This is a genomic window from Streptomyces sp. NPDC085946, assembly GCF_044540485.1.
Lineage (GTDB): Bacteria > Actinomycetota > Actinomycetes > Streptomycetales > Streptomycetaceae > Streptomyces.
The window spans coordinates 14,637-33,421 of the sequence record NZ_JBITSF010000027.1; the positions used below are offsets into that span (position 1 = coordinate 14,637).

Here is an 18,785-nt window from a genome sequence, read left to right on the forward strand (position 1 = left end):
CCGGCCGACGGTCCCAGGCCGAGTCCAGGTACGTGCTGCGGGGGCTCCTGGCGGAGCCGAGGGAGGTACCCCGTGCCGACCTGCGATGAGCCCCTCTCCGTCGCCGGCACTTCGCTGTGGCGGCACCGGGACTTCCGCCGGTACCTGACCGGGCAGGCCGCGAGCGTGGCCGGCAGCTCGATCACGCAGATGGTGCTGCCGGTGCTGGCCGTGCTCCACCTGGACGCGACCACCGCCCAGGTCGCCTGGCTGGCGTTCCTCGGGCAGCTCCCTCCCGCGTTGCTCGCCCTGCATGCCGGCGCGCTCGCCGACCGGTACTCCAAGCGCCGGCAGATGATCGTCGGGGACCTGGTGAGCGCGACGGTGCTCGCCACCGTGCCGGTCTCGGCCGCGCTGGGCGCCCTCACCCTCACGCAGCTCATGATCGTCGCCGTGGTGCAGGGGGCGGCGCGTGTGCTCCACGACGCGGCGGCCATCAGCCTGCTGCCCAGCCTCGTCGACCGGTCCTTGATCCAGCGGAGCAACAGCCGGGTCGGCGCACTGTTCGCGGTCGCCGCGACCGCCGGAAGCCACCTCGGCGCTGCGCTGACCGCGCTGCTCGGCCCTGCACGGGCCCTGCTCGGCGACGTCGCCTCCTACCTGATCAGCGCCGTGTGCACCGCCCGCATCCAGCCCGCCGAACCCGCCCGCGCCCGCCGGGAGACCCGCCGGCTGCGCGGCGAGATCGGCGAGGGCCTGCGGTACGTGCGCGGCGATGACCGGCTGTGGACCCTGACCCTGGTCAACGCCACGACCTCGTTCGCCCTCGGGCTGCTCAACACCCTCTGGGCGCTGTATCTGTTGAGGTCCCTGGCGATGAGTGCGACCGCGTTCGGCGTGGTGCTGGGCCTCGGCGCGCTGGGCGCAGCCGCCGGAGCGCTCACCGCACCGGCGTTGGCCCGCCGGTGCGGGCCGGGGCCGATGATGCTGGCCGCGCTCGCGATCACCCCGCTGACCCAGCTCCCACTGCTGCTCGCCTCCCCCGGCCGTGCCTGGCAGATCACGATCGGTGCGGCGCTCTTTGTGCAGCTCGCCTGCGCCGGGGCTGCGGGCACCACCCAGCGATCCATCCGCCAGATCGTCACCACGGCCGGGATGCAGGCGCGGATGCAGGCGGTGAGCACCTGGCTGACGTCCGGCGCCCGGCCCGTGGCCGCGCTCCTCGCCGGCGTCTTGGGCACGTGGATCGGTGTCCGGCCCGGCCTGACCGCCGGAACCCTCCTGCTCCTGATCCCGCTCGTCGTCCTCGCCCGCTCTCCGATCCGCGCGCTACGGCAGATGCCGGATCCGCCCGCCGCCTCTCTGCCGTCGCCGCCCGCAGCCCGGACGTCCCCTCCCCCCGTGCCCACCCCCGCCCGCACCGACGACACGCGGCACGAGCGCGCACTCGGAGGCGATGCCTCGTGAGCACGGTGCCGAACTCGGCGGCGATGCCCGCTGCTTCACCACTCGATCCCCTGGAGTGCACCGTGCTGAGCGACCCCACTGCGCCCGCCGCGCCCCTCCTTCCGGCGCAGCCCGCCGGCGACACCCCCAGGGCTGTGGCGGCCCGGGCGGCGATGGTCGCCCGGCTCGAGGAAAGCGGAGCGCTCGGCCCCGGACCGGTGCGCGAGGCCCTGCTCGCGCTGCCGCGCCAAATCCTGATGCCCCAGGCGTACGTGCGGCGCAGCGCCCCCGACGAGACGCCGCCGCGCTGGGATCTGCTCGACTTCTCCCGTCCGGCCGACCGGGCGGAGCTGCTGGAGCGGCTGCACAGCGGGGACAGCGTCGCGATCCAGCACGACGGAGAGCCGATCCTCGGCCGCATTCCCGGGCCGCGCCGCGGAGGCGTGATGACCGCCATGTCGAGCACGATGAGCCTGACCGCGGACCTGCTGCAGCAACTGGACCTGCGGCCCGACCAGCGGGTGCTGGATGTGGGGACCGGCGCCGGGGTGACCGCGTCGGCGGCCTGCTTCATGTGCGGCGACGCGGGCGTCGTCACCCTCGACATCGACCCACACGTCACCGCGGCCGCCCGCGAACGGCTGTCCGCCCTCGGCTACCGGCCGGCCGCGGTGACCGAGGACGGCACCACCGGGTGGGCCACCGCAGGGCCCTACGACCGAATCTTCGTCTCCTTCGCCGTCCGCCACGTGCCGCAGGCCCTGGTGGAGCAGCTGGCGCCGGGCGGGCGCGCGCTGATGACGCTCGGGACGTCGTCGCCGTCGTGGCCGGGCTTGGCCGTGATCGAAAAACGACGGGATGGGAGCGTGGAGGCCCAGCTACGGGCGGTCGAGTTCGGTCACCGGGCCGGTGCCGGCTTCGACCGGCTGTTCCTGTCCGCCGCCTTCCGCGCGCAGATCACCACGGCCGACGGGTGGACGCAGCGCAGCCGGCTCGCACCGCCGCCCGACACGGCGCGCGGCATGTGGCTGGCCCTGGACCACTTCTATCCGGGCCTGGTGCGCGACTTCGGCGCCGCGGAACTGACGATCGGCGCGCCCGAGTGCCGGTCGTGGATGCGCGTGCGGGCCGTCGGCCACCGCCGGTGGGACGTGACCACTTCGGGACCGCGGGACATCTGGGCACAGATCCAGGATGTCGCCGGCCGGTGGCGGGCGGCCGGTGCACCGGACGTCTTCCGGCTCCACTTCGACGCCGACGGCGGCCAGCGGGCCACCAGCCCGAACGGCGCACTGACCTGGCAGCTTTCCCCTGGCGAGCCTGGAGATGCACGATGATCCGCCCCGACCGACCAGCCTCTGCGGCGGTTTCGGACGATGCCCTGTTCGGGTCCGCGGCCGCCGGCTACGCCCGCTACCGTCCCGGCCTACCGGACGCCGCGGTTCACCTCCTGGCCGCCACCCAGCACGGTATGCCCGCCCCCGTCCTGCTGGACCTGGGGACCGGAACCGGACAGGTGCCCCGCGCGCTGCTGCCCGTCCTGCACCGCCTGGCGCACATCGACCTGGTCGACGTGAACGCCTCGATGCTGAAGTCGGCCCGCGCCGCACTCGAACCGGTCCGCGGAGCGTGCACGGCCGACGTCTTCACCGGCGCCGCCCACACCTTCGTCCCCGCCGCGCCCGGCCGGGCGCCCACCCTGATCACCTGCTGTCGGTCCTTCCACTGGATGGCCCGCCCGAGAGTCCTGTCCATGGCCGACCAGGTCGCCGCGCCGCACACGGTGGTGGCGATCATGGGCGACGGCAGCCTCTGGACCCATGAGGCCGACTGGACGGCCGCCCTTCGGGCACTGATCCAGAGCTACCTCGGCGAAGACCGGCGCGCGGGCACCCGCGGCACCTACGCCGAGCCGGGCCGCTCCTACGAGGACGACCTGGCCGACTCCGCGTTCAGCGCAGTGACCGAGCGCAGCTTCCTCGTCTCCCGCCTCTGGGCTCCCGGGGACGTCCTCGGCTACCTGCGCACCACCAGCTTCGCCCGCCCCGCCCTGTTCGCCGGCCGCCACGGCGAGTTCGAGGTCGCCGCTCTCCGTCTGCTCCAGGACCATGCCGGCGGCGTCCTGAGGGAGGACGCGGTGTTCAGCGTGCTGCTCGCGCGCCGCCCCGGCGGCGCTGCGTGAGCGGCACCCAGCGGCACACCGAGCCGCTCGACGTCCACCTGATCGCCGTACGCAACGGGGCGGCCGGGCAGCCGGAGGTGCTGCTGTCCCGGCGGGCCGGTGACGTGTACGCGGCCGGCTGCTGGCATCTCGTGTCCGGGCATTTGGACGGGCCGTGGGAGGACATGGTCGCCGCCCTGGTGCGTGAGGCCCGGGAGGAAGCCGGTGTCGTCATCGACCGGGCCGATGTCCGGGCGGCCGTCACCGTGCACCACCGGGCCCCTTCCGGCGGAGCCCGGATCGGGGTGTTCTTCGAGGTGAAGCGGTGGGAGGGCACCCCGGAGGTCATGGAGCCCCATGTGTGCGACGCCATGGGGTGGTTCTCCTTCGACGCCCTGCCGGAGCCGATGGTGGCGTACTGCCGCGCCGGCTTGGATGCCTACCGGGCCGGCGCACGGATGGCCGTGCACTTCCAGGAGCCCGGCGACCCGATCGCCTACGACCGGTCCGTCGACCGGCTGGTCCTGCTCCCTGAACCCGCCGCGCGCGGCGCGGTCCCGGACCAGGCGGTGCGCGCGTTCACCGAGCAGGCGGTCGGCCGGATCACCGAGTGGGGAGACGCGTCCTGGGCGCGGGGGGAGAGCCGCGTGTGGCGGGCGGCCGGCGCCGAGGGCGGCGAGTGGTACGTCAAGATCCACCAGAACGACCGGTTCCACCATCGTGAAGTGGACGCCCTTCGCAGCTGGGTCCCCGGCCTCAGGGCGGCCGCACCCCGGCTGGTGGCCGCAGACCCCACGCTGCGGGCCGTCGTGCTCACTGCGGTGGGCGGCCGAACCCTGCACGGCGCCATCCACCCGCCCGAGCAGCAGCGCCTCATCTTCCATCGCATCGGGCAACTCGCGGCGGCCATTCACCACAGCGCCTCGCCCCGGCCGGCCGTTGACGGCCTGCCGCTGGGGAAGCTGGAGCGCCACCTCGCGGGCGCCCTGCCCCACCTCGGCCCCGGCGACGAGAAGTTCATCCGCGCCACCGCCGAGAGGGCCGCCGGCCTGACCCCCTTGATGAAGGTGCACACGCACGGCGACTTCCAGCTCCGCAACCTGCGCTGGGACAAGACCGCCGACGCTCTCTACGTGATCGACTTCGAGCGGTCGGAAGACGGCCCGGCCGTACGGGACTTCGTACGACTCTCCGACGCCTGGCACGGCCGGCCCGACCTCTACCAGGCCGTGATGGACGGCTACGGTCGCCGCTTCACCCTGGACGAAGAAGCTCACCTCACGGTCCTGTCCGTCCTGGATTCCGTCTCCGGCATCTCCTACGGCGCCGCCCACAGCGACCCCGAGCTCATCGAGCGCGGCCGGCGCATGCTGGCCCGGCTCCGCACCGCACAACACCCCTGAACACCACACGCCTATATACGAGGAGCAGCACGTTGACGTACACAGCCCGCGACGAGTGGGAGAAGCACTTCAGCAACGGCAAGAACTTTCGGCAGGTCGGTGAGCGGGAACGGGAGATCCTCGCCGAGCACACCTCCGCCCCGGATGGCGGTGGCCGGGCGCTCGACGTGGGCTGCGGCACGGGTGAGCTGGCCGCCTACCTCGCCTCCCTCGGCTACACCGTGGACGCGTGCGACTTCGCCGACAGCGCGCTCGCCCGGGCCCGCGAGGAGCACGCCGGCGTCGAGGGCGTGCGCTGGCTGCACCTGGACATCGAGCGTGACGACCCCGCCCCGCTGGATGAAAAGGGGTACGACCTGATCACGCTGCGCCTGATGTACCCGTTCGTGCAGGACAGGGGGCGCGTCCTTCACGGGCTGGGTGAGCGGCTGCGGGACGGCGGCGCTCTCGTCGTCATCACCCCGGTGGCGGAGAGCACGCCCGAAGAGCGGCGCGGCATCGCCTTGGACGAGGACGAGATCGCCGTGCTCGCCGCCGGCTGGGAGACGGTGGAACGTCTGGACGCGGACGGTCTGGCCGTCCTGGTCCTGCGCGGCCCCTGCCACGCCGCCACGAGGGCCGTCGAGAAGCGGCCGACCACCGCCCATGCCTTGACCGGCGCCCTCGCGGTCGTCACCGACGGCGCCGGCCGGGTCCTGCTCGGCCGCTCTCGCCGCGGCACGCTCGAACTGCCCGGCGGCAAGACCCGCGGCCCGGAGGGCTTCGCCGCCGCGGCCGTCCGCGAGCTCGCCGAGGAGACGGGCCTGGTCGCCGACCCGGCGGATGCGTACGTGGTGACGATGCTGGTGGACGACAGCCACGGCATCCCGAGGCTCACGGCCGTCGTCCGCATCACCGCGTGGACGGGAACCCTGACCAACGCGGAGCCGGAGCTGTTCGACCGCTGGGAGTTCTTCGACCTGCACACTCTCTCCTGTGTGGACGAGGTCTTCGTCCCGGCCGCACTCGCGATCGACAGCGTGTGGCCCGGCGTCATCCCGAACTTGCCGCCTGTGGTCTCCTACCCGCTCGCCGCCGAGCGGCCGCCCGTGCCGGGCGAGCCGGGTGAGGCCGTCCGGCTGCGCCAGGCGATGGCGCAGACGGTGATCGACGACGGCTGGGCCCCGTCCGAGCCCGTCCGCAGCGCGCTGCGGACGGTGCCGCGCCATCGTTTCGCTCCGGAAGTGAACCTGGCGGACGCGTACGACGGCGGCGACCGGGCGGTCATCACCCGACGTGACGAGACCGGGACGGCCATCAGCTCGGTGTCCGCGGCCTGGCTCCAGGCCGACATGCTCGAGAGCCTGTGTCTTGGGCCGGGTGCGATCGTGTTTGAGGCGGGGTCCGGTGGTTACAACGCCGAGCTGATCGCCCACGTAGCCGGACCCGACGGGCGCGTGGTGAGCGTCGACATCGACCCGTGGGTCGTACGCCGCACCCGCGCGTTCCTCACGGAGGCCGGCAGCGGACGCGTCACCGCCGTCAAAGCCGACGCCCCACTCGGCGCGCCCGCCCACCTCGTCCCCCGCAGCGGCTTCGACGGCAGCATGATCACCTACAACTGCTGGGACATCTCACCGGCTTGGCGCGAGCAGCTGGCCGAAGGTGGGCGTTTGGTCCTGCCGCTGGAGATGGGCGGCTACACCAGGGCGATCACGTTCGAGCGGCGCGGCGAGGTGTTGCACACTCGCCGCTTCACCTCCTGCGGCTTCGTCCGCGACCAGGGGCAGCAGGCCCGTCCGGCCCCGATCGTCCCCTTGCTCGACGGAGCGCTGGCACTGCGCTTCGACGACGGTCCCGTCGCCCGCACGGAGGGCTTGGAGGAGGCGCTGCGCGGGCGGCGGCACGAGGTCGCGACCGGCGTGACCATGGGGGCGAACTCTTACTTCGGCTCCCTGCAGCTGTACGCCGCCACCACCCTGTCGAGCTTCTGCCGGCTGGCCGTCCACCTAGAGCCCGCTGAAGAAGTGACCGGCATCGCGAAGGACCGCGACGCCCCCGCGATCATCGGTGAGGCGTCGTTGGCCTACTTGTTCCACGTCCAGACCAAGGACGGCGACAGCCCGCAGGGCAAGGAGTGGGAGTGGGTCGTGCGCGCCTTCGGCGAGCAGGGACCCAAGCTCGCCGAGCGGCTGGTGGCCACGGTCCAGGCCTGGGACCGTCACATCCGCGCCGACGCCAACGACGAGCACGCCGATCCCCTTTTGACGGTCTTCCCGGCCGGTACACCCGACGATGCGCTGCCCGCCGGCGACGTTCTGGACAAGCTGCACTGCCGCTTGGTGTTCCGGTGGCCGGGGCGTGACGTGGTGCTGCCCGGTCCTGTTGAACATCCTGTGGCCGACGTCGTGGCGGAGGGGGTGTGACGGTGGAACAGGCCGTGCGACAGGCGGTGTTCGCCGCTCCGACGGAGCGTGACGAGCTCCACCGGATGCGTCGCGCGCACGCGGCCGCCGCGCAGCAGTTCCGGGTGTCCGCGTCGGGTCCGGAGGTGTGGGGGTGGCAGGGCCGCACCCTGGGGCGCCGGGCCGGGGACTGCTGGCTGCGCATCGTCTCCGCCGAGGCCGACAAGGCGGGCGGACGGCTATGGGAGGGGACGGCGACCGCTGACACGCGCGTGCCCCGGTCGGTACCGCGGCCGCGGCTTCGCGGCGTCCTCGACTGGACCGCACCGGACATCGCCTACCGGGCCGAGCTCACCGAGTACGTGTCCGTCCCACCGGTCACCAGCGGCACTCCCGTCCTCAACCAGGACATCGCTCTGCCCGACTCCTGGTGGGCGGAGCTGAAGTCCGCGCTCGGAACGCTCGCGACGGTGCCCACCGACCGGGAATCGGTACGGCAGAACTGGATCGACCGAAACTTCCGCCGCTTCCTCGGCATCGCCCCCGTCCAAATCCGGGAGACGACGACCGGGCACGCCGATCTACACTGGGCGAACCTGACACGAGCGCCCCTGGTCCTGCTGGACTGGGAGAACTGGGGTCGGCTTCCCGTCGGCTACGACCTGGGCCTGCTCCACGCGTACTCGCTGGCCGCGCCGGCGACCGCCGCCCGGATCCGCCGCGAGTTCGCCCACGTCCTGGACACGGATGCCGGCCGGACCGGGGAGCTCATCGCCCTCGGGCAGCTCCTCCAGGCGTGCTCCCGGGGCGTCCACCCTCACCTCGCCCCGCTCGTCGCCCGCCAGGCCGAGCACCTCACCAACATCCCCGTCCCCACGCCCTGAACAACCCCGACGGCCTGGAGGAACCCCATGCCCCGCCCACGCGTCGACGTCGTCGTTCTGACCATGAACGATCGCCCTGCCGAGGAAGCAGCCGCGCAGGCGACACTCCTTGCCCAGAGCGGCGTCGACGTGCGGGTGGTGGTCGTCGGCAACAGCTGCAAGCCCGAGGTCGTACCGGCCACCACTGACAACTCCGTTCCGCCAGAGGGCGAACCAGCTTTCCCTGCCCCGCTCCGCGGGAGTTTCGTTTCCTCCCCGGCCTGAAGACCGGGGTATCCACGAAGGAGTCCTGATGACCACCACGCCCTCCCCGGACGCGCCGCCCAGCACGAGGATGACCGGCAAGGAGTATGGGGCCTTACGCGCTTCGGCCGCCCTGTGGGCCGGAACGTCCGTGCTGATCACCGACGAGCGCGGCCGGGTCCTGATCCAGCGCGTCGACTACCGCACGACCTGCCTCCTGCCGGGCGGCGCCGTCGATGCGGACGAATCCCCGGCCCAGGGCGCCGCGCGGGAACTGCGCGAGGAACTCGGCGTCACTACGACAGTCGACTGCGGGCTCGCCGTGGACTGGGTCAGCGCCGACAGCCTCAACGTGCCCGCTGACATACGTTTCCCCGGCGAGATCCTGCACGTCTACGACGGCGGCACGTGGGCCAACGAGCAGATCGCCGCCATCCGGCTACCCGACCGCGAGATCAAGTCCGTCGAATTCGTCGACCCCGCCCGGCTGCCGGACCTGATGTCTTCCGGCGACGCCCGCCGGGCCCTGTCCGCCCACCTGCTCCAACGGCAGCCTCACAGTGGTGGCGCTCGCCGCGGAGGCCGGTGTTCACCGCATGGCTCTGCAAAAGCGCCACGCCGACCTCAAGGAGGAGTTCTACGCGCGGGTGCGTACGGAAACGCACCAGACCCCGGAAGGCGAAAAGCGACTCCGCAAGGAAGTTGTCCGCCTGAAGGAAGCTCTCAAGGACTCCCGGACTGCCGAGGCCGAGTCCCGGCATCGAGCGGAGCAGATGGCCCTCGCGGCAGCCGTCCTCATCCTCCGGCAACCCGATGCCCATGACCAACCTGCCCCCGACAGCCGCCGCGGGCACATCGCCACCGCCGGCACACGGGCCGTGGACGAGCCACGACTGCACCTGCTCGGCTACGGTGACTGGACCGGCCCCGCCTCCGCCACCCTCATCGGCGTCGGCCGCCCCGCCCGCGAAGCGGCCCGCGAGATCGCCGACCTACTCGCGTAAAGATCTCCACTTCCTGAGGGCAAGGCCCATGCGGAGACTGGGGAGCAGACCGCATTCAGGGCTGCCGAGCGAGGATCATCGTGCACCCGAGCATGCGGCCGTGGCCGAACCGAAAAGACGAACGGGCGGGGTGAGCGCCGTGGACGAACCAGGCCCACTGGACCGGCAGGCTGTTCATGACGAGCTGGAGCGCGTCCGGTCCGACTTTCACCAGCTCCTTGGCCAAGCGGGCGCCGAGCTGCGCCGTCCGACGGACGGGACGCGGTGGACCAACGAGCAGCTGCTGTTCCACATGCTCTTCGGCTACATGCTCGTGCGCGCGCTCCTGCCCCTGCTGGGCGTCTTCGCCAGGCTGCCGCGCGCCGTCAGCAGGGCATTCGCCGCTTGCCTGGACGCTGCGGCCAGACCGTTCCACGTCATCAACTACCTCAGCGCCGTAGCCGGCTGCCGCTACTACAACCACCGCCGGATGGGAGCGAAGATGGACCGCACGCTCGCTGCCCTGCACCGGCGCCTGGACGGCGAGAGCGCCGCCTCCCTGCGACGCGGCATGCACTACCCGCCCCGGTGGGACCCCTTCTTCCACGACTGGATGACCCGCGCGGAGCTGTACCGCTACCCCACCCAGCACTACGACTTCCACCGCGCCCAGCTCACCCTTCGACCTGCACACGACTGACGCAGTCGCTGCTAAGCAGGTCTGTCTGGTCGCGGTCAGGCCGTGGCCGGCGCGATGGTCAGCAGCTTGCCCATCGCGGCCAGCACGGAGGGCTCGACGCGGTAGTACACCCAGGTGCCGCGCCGCTCGGAGGTGAGCAGGCCGGCCTCCTTGAGCTTCTTCAGGTGGTGGGAGACGGTCGGCTGGGAGACGCCGACGTCGGAGATGTCGCACACGCACGCCTCGCCGCCCTCGTGGGAGGCGACGGCGGAGAACAGCCGCAGGCGCACCGGGTCGCCCAGGGCCTTGAACATCCGCGCGGCCGTCTCCGCCTCCTGAGCGGTGAACGGGCGCTCGGTCAGCGGCGGGCAGCACGGCGCCGCACCCTGGCCGTCAGGTTCGAGCAGCGGCAGCACCTTCGCATTCGACACGCGTCTATGTTGACATACGTCGAACCAAGAGGGCGAGGGTCAGCGGCGCCCCAGGCGGGCGGCCAGATGGCGGGCGATGCGGGCCGCGTCCCGGCCCGCCCCGCGAAGGGAGTTCGACGACGACTCTCCGCCGGTCAGCACACCCTGCAGTTCAAGGTCGTCGGGAAGAACGCCTCGTCCGGCAACCACTGGATGGTGTTCGACCGCTTCGAACTCTCCCCCCTGTCATGACCCGGATCACTTCCCGCACCATCTGCCGGTCTGCTCGGCGACTTGCCGGCGGCACCCACTGGTGCCGCCGGCAAGTCGCCGTTCGTGGCGTTTCAGGTGCGAGGAGAGACCTCCGACACGCGGTCCTGTGGTTGGGTATTTCCGCAGGTCAGAGTGCTGATCGCTGCCTCCGGGCCAGCAAACGGTCAGCAAGCCGGAAGGTTTCCGACTTGCTGACCTGCACCGCGGTAGGGGGCCTGCTCGGAAGGCTTGACGTGTGGCTCGACAGCTCGCTCGTGGGACGGGGTCGTCCAGGTCATCGGGGTGCGGGTGCCTTCCCGCCGTGCAGTCGACGGCTACCCTGGTCGTGCCGGACGGAGCGTACGTCCGCCACGACCAGGGCGCCCGCGGGCCGCTCCCGGGATCCCGGTGCCTGGCCCCGTGTTGCGCCGCCTACGGCACGAGCTTCCAGTCCTGGGAGCCGTCGGCGGTCGCGTACTGCAGGGTGAGCGGTGCCCCGTCGGATGCGCCGGTCAGGTACAGGGCGGGGTTTTTGACGGACTGCAGCCGGTAGTACCCGTCGCCGGTTTCGACGAGGTTCCAGCTGCCGGTGGCGCTGTTGTCGACCCACTGGCCGATCCGCTGCCCGGCCGTCGCGCTGCCCGTCCAGATGGCCGCCGCGCGACCGCCCGACTTGTTCAGCAGCGTCCGTCCGCCGTTCGGCTCGGCCACGACGTGCCAGTACTGGGTGTCCGGATTCGCGGCCGAACCGGCGCGCTCCAGGCGGACGTCGGGTACGTCACCGTTGCCGATGTTGGCGTCGTTGGTGTTGTCTCCGGTGCCGATCACCTGGCCGGTCTTCCGGTTCACCACTTGGTGGTAGACGCCGTCCGAGTGGCCGAGGTCGACCTCGGCGTAGCGGAGCGTCGACGTGCCCTCGTTGTTGAGCACCACGATGCGGCCGGTGCCCTCGACATACTGCAGGTTGCGGCTGTATCCGGCCGGTGAGGTCGTCTGGTACTCCTTCCACACGCCGTCGCTGCGCCCGCTCTCGTTCACCCAGACGCTGCCGCTGCTCATGGCGTTGTAGACCAGGCGCCCATCGGGAAGACTGATGAGGACCGGGCTGCCCCAGATCGCGAGGGGGCGGGAGCCGGCGTCGAGCGGCAGTGAGGTGACGTCCGTGCCCGTGGAGGAGTCGCGGTGGAACTCCAGCGGGTTGTCGGCGATCAGATATCTGGTGGTGGCTCCGCCGCCCCAGTACTCGAAGGGCATCATCCACTTGCCGTCCGTCGTGGGGACGACGTTCGCCATGCCCGGCCGGCCGCCTCCGATCACCTTCTTGCCGCCGCCCATGTCCTGGGTCTGTCCGGCGACGTCGACGACAGGATCGCTCCACTGCGCGCTGCGGCCGTCCCAGGTCTTGTGGACGAGGATCTGGCCGTGCGAGTCCGGGGCGGTGTCGTTCGCGGGGTCCAGCACCGGGATGCCGGTCGCCGGGTCGAAGCCGAGGTAATCGTTCTCGTCCGAGTAGTAGCAGACGAGCTTGCCCTGGTAGACCATCAGGTACGGCTCCCACAGGGGGTCCACCTGCTGGTGCGTGTTCGCGCGGGCGACGTTCTTGCCGACGGCTCCCGCGCTGCCGCCCTGCCAGCCGCCCGTGGCGATGACGTTGACGACTCTCCAGGTCTTGCCTTCGTCGGCGCTGGAGTACAGCGCGATCGCCATGTCGCTGCGGTCTCCGTCGTTGGACGGCGTCCAGTTGGGGTCGGCCGCCTTGCGCTCCTTGTAGTAGGCATCGTCGCCCGACACCACGCTCGCGAGGAGCAGGGTGCCCTGCTTCAGGTCCCCGACGTCCTGCGGAAGCGTGTAGAGGTACGGGTTGGTCCAGTTGCTGGTGTACTTCGCGTACGCGGGGTCGTCGGAGAGGTACGCCGGAGCCTTGACCTCGGACAGGGGCTGCCAGGACGTGCCGTGGTCGTCGCTTTTGTAGACCGGGAGGGTCTGCTTGTCCGCGCTTCCTGTCTCCGCCACGACCGTGGACTTCTCGAACGACGCGACCAGACGTCCGCTCGGCAGTTGTGCCGACTTCGGGTAGACCGCGCAGTTGCCGCGCCCCTTCAGGCACGGTTCGCTGCCGAGCTGGTACAGGATCCCGCCCGTGGGGTTGTACGCCTGCGCGCTGACCATGGGCAGGGCGAGCATCACGGATGCCGCGGTGAAGACACCGACGGTCCGGCCGAACAGCTTTCTCTGCATGAATCCTCCTTGAAGGGACGGATCAGGAGACCAGGACGCGTACGTCCCAGGGACCGAGTTCCAGAGCCGAGCCGGCGTCGACGCGGGCGCCTGTCAGGGCGTCGCGGAAGTCCGCCGGGGCAGGCACCCGCGTGGGCTCCCAGCTCCAGTTGTGCACGATGTGGACGCGGCGTCCGTCGGTCGCGGTACCGGTGGCCGCGGTCACGGAGGCGGGCAGGCCGTGCCAGCCGCTGCGGGCGGCCGGGGCGAGCCACTCGGCTAGCGCCCGGGCGAGGCCGCGGCCCGGCACCGTGCCGACGCAGGTCACGCGGCCCTCGCCGTGACGGCGGGTGGTGATCGCGGGCCACCGGCCGAAGTGCGGGTGCTCGTAGTGGGCGAGGACGTCCGCGTCGACGACGGTGAGGCCCTCGATCCACTGTGCCGCCACGGCGTCCGCGGGCACGTCGAGCAGGCCTCCGGGCACCGCGCGGACCGGGACGTCGCCGGTCAGGTTGCTGAATTCGTCGTAGCGGACACCCGCTGCGGTGACGAGACGTCCGGGCGCCGGTTCGTGGCGGGCCCGGGCCTCGTGGTCGGCGTAGGCGGTGCGCGGACCGAGGACCAGGTGGCCGCCCGCCCGGGCGTACGCCTCCAGCCAGTCGAGCGTCCCGTCGTCGACCACGTACAGGGCCGGTGCCACGAGGACCGGGTGACGCTGTGCGGCCTCCTCGGGTGTGAGCCCCCGAGCATCCCCGCTGCCGTGCGGATCGTGCAGCTGGCGGGCGTGGACGATGCGTACCTGGCGGCCGGCGTCGAAGGCGCCTCGGTAGAAGGGGTCGAAGAACCGGTGGTAGGCGTCGGCGTCCGGTTCGCCGTCACCGTTCGCGAGCGGCGGGTACTTCTGCATCAGCCACTTGCTGGGTGTCGAGTAGACCATCGTGATGTCGGCGTCCGGCTCCAGCCCCGCGACGAGCGCGCTCGCGGTGTCGAACTCCGCGCCGAGGCGGGCGATCTCGGCGTACGCCCGGCCGGGCCGGCCGCTGTGCGGGAGGACACCGCCCCAGTAGGTCTCCGCCCCGAAGCGCAGGGTCTGCCACTGCCAGTACTCGATCATTTGTGCGCCGCGTGCGACGTGCGCCCAGGCGGCCTGCCGCCACTGGCCGTCGTAGCCGGGCCGGTTGTCCCAGGCGAAGCCGATGCTCTGGGCGTTGGTCTCGGTCACCAGGAACGGCTCCTGGCGTGAGGAGAACATCCAGTCCGCCGTCCGGTACATCGCCCACACCCCGGTGGTCTTCCACTTCTGTTCGTGGGTGTCGGGAGTGGGGTCGGGCAGCAGCAGACCGTCCTGCATGTCGTAGTACGGATTGCCGGAGGCGACGTCGAGGCGGTCCGTCATCGCGTCGTCGTCCACCCCTTGGCGGGTGTAGGAGATGCACGTGGTGACGAACTGGCCGGGGCGGGCGTACTCACGGACGATGTCCGCCTGCCAGCCGATGAACTCGGTGACCTGCCGGGCCTGGAACTCCCGCCAGGCGACGTCGTACTGGGGCTGTTCGTTGCCGTCCGGCGTCCACAGGTCCGCCCACGTCGACAGGCGGTGCGACCAATAGACCAGGCCCCACTCGCGGTTCAGGGTCTCGACGTCCCCGTACTTCTCCCGCAGGTGGTCCACGAAGCGCTGGAAGACACCGTGGTTGTGCAGCAGGTGCAGGCCGGGCTCGTTGTCGACCTGCCAGCCGATGACGGCCGGGTGGTCGGCGTACCGGGCGGTGATCTTGCGGATCACGCGCTCGGCGTGGAACCGGAACGCCGGGTGGGTGATGTCCACCTCCTGGCGGGCACCCCAGCCCAGGCGCCGTCCGGTGGCGGTCTCGCCGGTGATCTCCGGGTACTGGCGGGCCAGCCACGGCGGGACGGCGTACGTCGGGGTGCCGATGATGACGGAGATCCCGCGTTCGTGGGCGCCGTCGAGCACCGGCTGGAGCCAGTCGAGGTCGAACCGTCCGTTCTCCGGCTCCCAGGTCGACCAGACCGACTCACCCACCCGGATGACGGTGAAGTGCGCGTCGGCCATGAGGTCGAGGTCCGCCTTGAGCTGTTTGTCGGGCTGGGTGCCGCCGTAGGCGGGCGTGTACTCGTGGTAGTACGCGGCGCCGAACAGGACACGGGCGGGCAGAACCGCCATGGAGGAACCTCCGAGGGGGAGTGAAGGGGGCTACTGCTTGACGCCGCCGGCGGACAGGCCGCTCTGCCAGTACCGCTGGAGCATCAGGAAGGCCACGACGAGGGGGATGACGGAGATCAGCGAGCCGGTCACCACGAGGGGGAGCATGTCGCTGCTGGCCCCCGCCCCGCCGTTCTGGGCCTGGTCGGCCCAGGAGGCGAGGCCGACGGTGACCGGGAAGAGCTGCGGGTCGTTGAGCATGATCAGCGGCAGGAAGTAGTTGTTCCAGGTCGCGACCAGCGTGAAGAGGATGACGGTCACCAGGCCGGGGGCCAGCATCCGCAGGGCGATCCGCACGAAGATCCGCAGCTCTCCGGCTCCGTCGATCCGGGCGGCTTCCAGGATGCTGTCCGGGACGGCGTCGGCTGCGTAGATCCGCATGAGGTACAGGCCGAACGGGCTGACGAGAGAGGGCAGGACGATCGCCCAGGGGGTGTTGACCAGCCCCACCTCCGCGAAGAGCAGATAGGTCGGGATCGCCAGAGCCGTGGTCGGGATCATGATGGCGCCGAGTACGAGGTTGAAGGCCGCGCCGTTGCCGCGGAAGCGGAACTTGGCGAACCCGTAGCCGGCGGCGCTGGCCAGGAGCGCGGCGCCGAGCGCGCTGCCGACGGAGTAGAGGACCGTGTTGAGGAGCCAGTGCAGGAAGACACCGTCGTCATGGGTCAGGGTCTGTTTGATGTTCGCCGGCAGGCGCGGGGCGTCCGAGAACCACAGCCCGAAGCTGTTGAACAGGTCCTGGGTGTTCTTGGTCGAGGCCACGAGCAGCCAGAACAGGGGCAGCAGGAAGTAGGCCAGCACGGTCAGCATGACGATCGTCAGCGGGGTGCTGCGGCGACGGCGGGCCGATCGCCGCCGCCCTCGTGCGGGAGGAACCGGTTTCGCCGGTACGGCGGTCATCACGGGCTCGGTCGTCGTCATGAACTCCTCCTGCGGTTCGCGATGATCAGCACGGCGTAGGAGAAGATCACGATGACCAGTCCGAGGAGGAAGGAGACCGCCGCCGCGTAGTTGACCTGCTGGCCGGTGAAGGCAAGCGTGTAGGCGTAGAGATTGGCGGTGTACGAGCTGTCGATGACGCTCGGCGCGACGGTGCGCAGCAGTTTCGGCTCGTTGAACAACTGGAAGCTGCCGATCACCGAGAACAGCAGGGTGAGCATGAGCGCCGGCCGCAGCGCGGGCAGCTTGACGGACCAGGCGATGCGCCAGGCACCGGCGCCGTCCATCGCCGCCGCCTCGTACAGCTCCGTGGGGATCGTGCGGAGGGCGGCGTACAGGATGATCATGTTGTAGCCGACGAATTCCCAGGTCACGACGTTCGCCAAGCTGCCTAGCATCCAGCTGCTGCTGAGGAAGTCCGGCACCGGCAGGTCGAGTTCCCTGCCCAGTTGGGCGAAGGGCCCGAAGTCGGGGCCGTAGAGATAGCCCCACATGAGAGTGGCGACGACGCTCGGGACGGCATACGGAACGAAGATGCCGAGCCGGACCACCTTCGCGAGCCGGAGCAGGCCGCTGTCGAGAGCAAGGGCGAAGAGCAGGGCCAGCAGCAGCATCACGGGGACCTGGATCGCGAAGAACGCCGCGACACGCAGAACGCCCTCCCGCAGGAGCGGGTCCTTGACGGCGGTCAGGTAGTTGTCCAGGCCGACGAAGGTCGTCCCGCCGATGAGCCGGTTCTCGAACAGACTGAGGTAGGCGGCGTAGCCGAGCGGGGTCAGGAACAGCAGGAGGAACAGCACCATGAACGGTGCGATGAACAGCGGGCCTGCCGCACCGTGGCGCAGGCGGCCGAGCCGGCGCTTTGGTCCTGCTCGGCGCGTGCCCTTGGCGGAGGCCGCGGTCATGGCAGTCATCAGCGGGCCTTTCTTGAGGTCGAGAATGTCAGGTCGCGGGTCCCGGGCCGACGGTCAGCGCCGTGGCCCGGGACCGGCCGCCGGTGCTAGGCCACGGTGAAGCCCTGGCTCTTGGCGTAGGTCGTGAGCCGCTTCTGCCATGCGTCGAGGGCGGCGCCGCTGTCGGTCCTGTCGGCGAGGGACTTGCCGACGGTCTCGGTCCAGTCGGTCGCGGCCTGGTCGAGGAACGGCGGCCACTCGAAGGAGGTGCTGACCGTGTCGCTGATGTCGGCGAACAGCTCGTTGACCTTTTGACCGCCGTAGAAGGACGGGGTGGCGCCGGTGAAGGAGGGGTCCGCGAGCAGCTTCTTGGTCGCGGGGAAGAACGACTGCTCGGTCGCGAACATCTTGGCGCTGGCCGGGTCACTGTTGAGGAACTGTGCGAACTGCGCGGCCGCGATGGGGTTCTTGGTCGACCTGATGACCGTGCTGGTGGAGCCGCCCCAGTTGCCGGAGGTGGGGTTGGCGGCGTCCCACTGTGGAAGCGGGGCCGCCCGCCACTTGCCCGCGGTGGCCTTGGCCGAACCGGAGAGAAAGGCGGGACCCCAGGCGGCGGTGATCCAAGTGGCGTACTTCCCCTTGTTGAGCCCGGAGTACCAGGCGTCGGTGAAGTCCGGGTCGGTGCTGATGACGCCTTCCTTGGCGAGGCCGCCCCAGAACGCGGCGAGTTCCTTGGAGACGACGTCGTTGACGTCGATGGCAATGTGGCTCTTGCCGGTGAGGTCATAGGGCTTGGCCCCCGCCTGCCACAGCAGGCCGTGCCAGGCGGCGGCCTCGTTCGCCGCGAGGTTGGTCAGGTAGACGCTCGGGTCGGCCTTGTGGAGCTTACGCGCGGCGGAGGCGAACTCCTCCCAGGTCGCCGGCGGCTTGATGCCGTGCTTGTCGAAGATGTCCGCCCGGTACAGCATGCCCATCGGGCCGGTGTCCTGCGGGATCGCCCAGATCTCGCCCGTGTCTCCGCCGACCTGCTGCCACGTCCAGTCGACGAATGTGTCCTTCAACCGCGAGGCGCCGTAAGGTGCCAGGTCCAGCAGGCTGTCGGTGATCGTGAAGGTCGGGATGGCCTGGTACTCCATCTGGGCGATGTCCGGAGCACCGCTGCCGGCCTTGATGGCCGTGCGCAGCTTGGTGTAATGCGTCACGCCCTGGCCGGCGTTGACGACCTTGACCTTGATGGCCGGGTACTTCTTCTCGAAGAGGGCGATCTCCTTGTCGATGTTCGGGACCCAGGTCCAGAACGTCAGTTCGGTGGGGGTTTTCATGGCCTTGTCGATGTCGGCCTGGGGCACCGGCTTGGAGGAGTCGCCGGAGCTGCCGCCGTCACCGCCGCCGCAGGCGCTCAGGGCAGCGCCGAGGGACACGGCCCCCGTGGCGGTGAGGAACAGCCGTCGGCTCATGGGGGAGGAGGTAAGTGATCTGGACATGGTGAACTCCCGCCGATAGGCGCGGTGAGGCATGCCTGTGAGGGCATGCGGTACGGGTGAGGAAAGACGATGATCAGGAGATCGATGCCGGTATGGGGGGACACGGCTTCGATGGCTGCTCGCACGTGCGGCACTGGGGGGAGTCCGTCCGCGGAAGACGCTGGACGGAGTCGGCAGGAGTGCGGGAACAGCGAGGTGAGACGG

The 18,785-nt window shown here is 70.8% G+C and carries 15 protein-coding genes and 1 pseudogene; 10 read left to right on the top strand and 6 right to left on the bottom strand.

The window, feature by feature from the left end; translation table 11 throughout:
- The first annotated feature begins 72 nt into the window (after positions 1–72).
- The 9 genes and pseudogenes from ACIF8T_RS34380 to ACIF8T_RS34420 all read left to right on the top strand — a co-directional run bounded on the left by ACIF8T_RS34380 (position 73) and on the right by ACIF8T_RS34420 (position 10,183).
- Positions 73–1,446, top strand: a complete 1,374-nt coding sequence (locus ACIF8T_RS34380) for an MFS transporter (RefSeq protein ID WP_400040623.1) — start codon at positions 73–75, stop codon at positions 1,444–1,446.
- A complete protein-coding gene (locus ACIF8T_RS34385; RefSeq protein WP_400040625.1) occupies positions 1,443–2,762 on the top strand; it encodes a methyltransferase domain-containing protein in 1,320 nt (439 codons plus the stop codon). Before ACIF8T_RS34380 ends, ACIF8T_RS34385 begins: the two co-directional genes overlap by 4 nt.
- A gap of 134 nt (positions 2,763–2,896) precedes the next feature.
- Positions 2,897–3,607 (top strand): class I SAM-dependent methyltransferase, encoded by a 711-nt coding sequence (locus tag ACIF8T_RS34390; protein ID WP_400040627.1) that lies wholly within the window; start codon positions 2,897–2,899, stop codon positions 3,605–3,607.
- A complete protein-coding gene (locus tag ACIF8T_RS34395) occupies positions 3,604–4,989 on the top strand; it encodes a phosphotransferase (protein WP_400040629.1) in 1,386 nt (461 codons plus the stop codon). The genes ACIF8T_RS34390 and ACIF8T_RS34395 overlap by 4 nt, the downstream gene beginning before the upstream one ends.
- Before the next feature lie 32 nt (positions 4,990–5,021).
- Positions 5,022–7,394 carry a methyltransferase, FxLD system gene (gene fxlM / locus ACIF8T_RS34400; RefSeq protein WP_400040631.1) on the top strand — a complete coding sequence of 791 codons (2,373 nt, stop codon included), beginning with the start codon at positions 5,022–5,024 and terminating at the stop codon, positions 7,392–7,394.
- On the top strand, positions 7,391–8,257 hold the full coding sequence (locus ACIF8T_RS34405; RefSeq protein WP_400040633.1) for a hypothetical protein: 867 nt from the start codon (positions 7,391–7,393) through the stop codon (positions 8,255–8,257). The genes fxlM and ACIF8T_RS34405 overlap by 4 nt, the downstream gene beginning before the upstream one ends.
- A gap of 334 nt (positions 8,258–8,591) precedes the next feature.
- On the top strand, positions 8,592–9,323 hold the full coding sequence (locus ACIF8T_RS34410; RefSeq protein WP_400040708.1) for an NUDIX domain-containing protein: 732 nt from the start codon (positions 8,592–8,594) through the stop codon (positions 9,321–9,323).
- Positions 9,324–9,345: 22 nt separating this feature from the next.
- Positions 9,346–9,504, top strand: a pseudogene (locus ACIF8T_RS34415) (pyridine nucleotide-disulfide oxidoreductase); the annotation flags it as partial.
- Between the two features lie 139 nt (positions 9,505–9,643).
- Positions 9,644–10,183: a DinB family protein gene (locus ACIF8T_RS34420; protein ID WP_400040634.1), complete on the top strand. Its 540-nt coding sequence runs from the start codon at positions 9,644–9,646 to the stop codon at positions 10,181–10,183.
- Positions 10,184–10,218: 35 nt separating this feature from the next.
- Here the strand turns inward: ACIF8T_RS34420 and ACIF8T_RS34425 are convergent, their stop codons facing one another.
- Entirely contained in the window at positions 10,219–10,593 is a 375-nt protein-coding gene (locus tag ACIF8T_RS34425) for an ArsR/SmtB family transcription factor (RefSeq protein ID WP_400040636.1), read from the bottom strand.
- Positions 10,594–10,659: 66 nt separating this feature from the next.
- Between ACIF8T_RS34425 and ACIF8T_RS34430 the strand changes: the two genes are divergently transcribed.
- Entirely contained in the window at positions 10,660–10,824 is a 165-nt protein-coding gene (locus ACIF8T_RS34430; RefSeq protein WP_400040638.1) for a hypothetical protein, read from the top strand.
- A 432-nt stretch (positions 10,825–11,256) separates the two neighbouring features.
- Here the strand turns inward: ACIF8T_RS34430 and ACIF8T_RS34435 are convergent, their stop codons facing one another.
- The 5 genes from ACIF8T_RS34435 to ACIF8T_RS34455 all read right to left on the bottom strand — a co-directional run bounded on the left by ACIF8T_RS34435 (position 11,257) and on the right by ACIF8T_RS34455 (position 18,581).
- Positions 11,257–13,062, bottom strand: a complete 1,806-nt coding sequence (locus ACIF8T_RS34435) for an RICIN domain-containing protein (RefSeq protein ID WP_400040640.1) — start codon at positions 13,060–13,062, stop codon at positions 11,257–11,259.
- Between the two features lie 22 nt (positions 13,063–13,084).
- Complete coding sequence (locus ACIF8T_RS34440) at positions 13,085–15,226, bottom strand: beta-galactosidase (RefSeq protein WP_400040641.1); 2,142 nt, start codon at positions 15,224–15,226, stop codon at positions 13,085–13,087.
- A gap of 30 nt (positions 15,227–15,256) precedes the next feature.
- The gene (locus ACIF8T_RS34445) at positions 15,257–16,186 is read right to left on the bottom strand and encodes a carbohydrate ABC transporter permease (protein ID WP_400040643.1); all 930 of its coding nucleotides are present in this window, start codon (positions 16,184–16,186) and stop codon (positions 15,257–15,259) included.
- Entirely contained in the window at positions 16,183–17,109 is a 927-nt protein-coding gene (locus tag ACIF8T_RS34450) for a carbohydrate ABC transporter permease (protein ID WP_400040709.1), read from the bottom strand. Before ACIF8T_RS34450 ends, ACIF8T_RS34445 begins: the two co-directional genes overlap by 4 nt.
- A 95-nt stretch (positions 17,110–17,204) precedes the next feature.
- Positions 17,205–18,581: an ABC transporter substrate-binding protein gene (locus tag ACIF8T_RS34455; protein ID WP_400040645.1), complete on the bottom strand. Its 1,377-nt coding sequence runs from the start codon at positions 18,579–18,581 to the stop codon at positions 17,205–17,207.
- Positions 18,582–18,785: the final 204 nt, after the last annotated feature.

What these genes read in the sequence shown, in the direction of transcription:
- ACIF8T_RS34450 (WP_400040709.1), bottom strand. Translation starts at nt 17,109, where the DNA reads ATGACCGCGGCCTCCGCCAAGGGCACGCGCCGAGCAGGACCAAAGCGC.
- ACIF8T_RS34390 (WP_400040627.1), top strand. Translation starts at nt 2,897, where the DNA reads ATGCCCGCCCCCGTCCTGCTGGACCTGGGGACCGGAACCGGACAGGTG.
- ACIF8T_RS34455 (WP_400040645.1), bottom strand. Translation starts at nt 18,581, where the DNA reads ATGTCCAGATCACTTACCTCCTCCCCCATGAGCCGACGGCTGTTCCTC.
- ACIF8T_RS34430 (WP_400040638.1), top strand. Translation starts at nt 10,660, where the DNA reads ATGGCGGGCGATGCGGGCCGCGTCCCGGCCCGCCCCGCGAAGGGAGTT.
- ACIF8T_RS34435 (WP_400040640.1), bottom strand. Translation starts at nt 13,062, where the DNA reads ATGCAGAGAAAGCTGTTCGGCCGGACCGTCGGTGTCTTCACCGCGGCA.
- ACIF8T_RS34410 (WP_400040708.1), top strand. Translation starts at nt 8,592, where the DNA reads ATGACCGGCAAGGAGTATGGGGCCTTACGCGCTTCGGCCGCCCTGTGG.
- ACIF8T_RS34440 (WP_400040641.1), bottom strand. Translation starts at nt 15,226, where the DNA reads ATGGCGGTTCTGCCCGCCCGTGTCCTGTTCGGCGCCGCGTACTACCAC.
- ACIF8T_RS34445 (WP_400040643.1), bottom strand. Translation starts at nt 16,186, where the DNA reads ATGACGACGACCGAGCCCGTGATGACCGCCGTACCGGCGAAACCGGTT.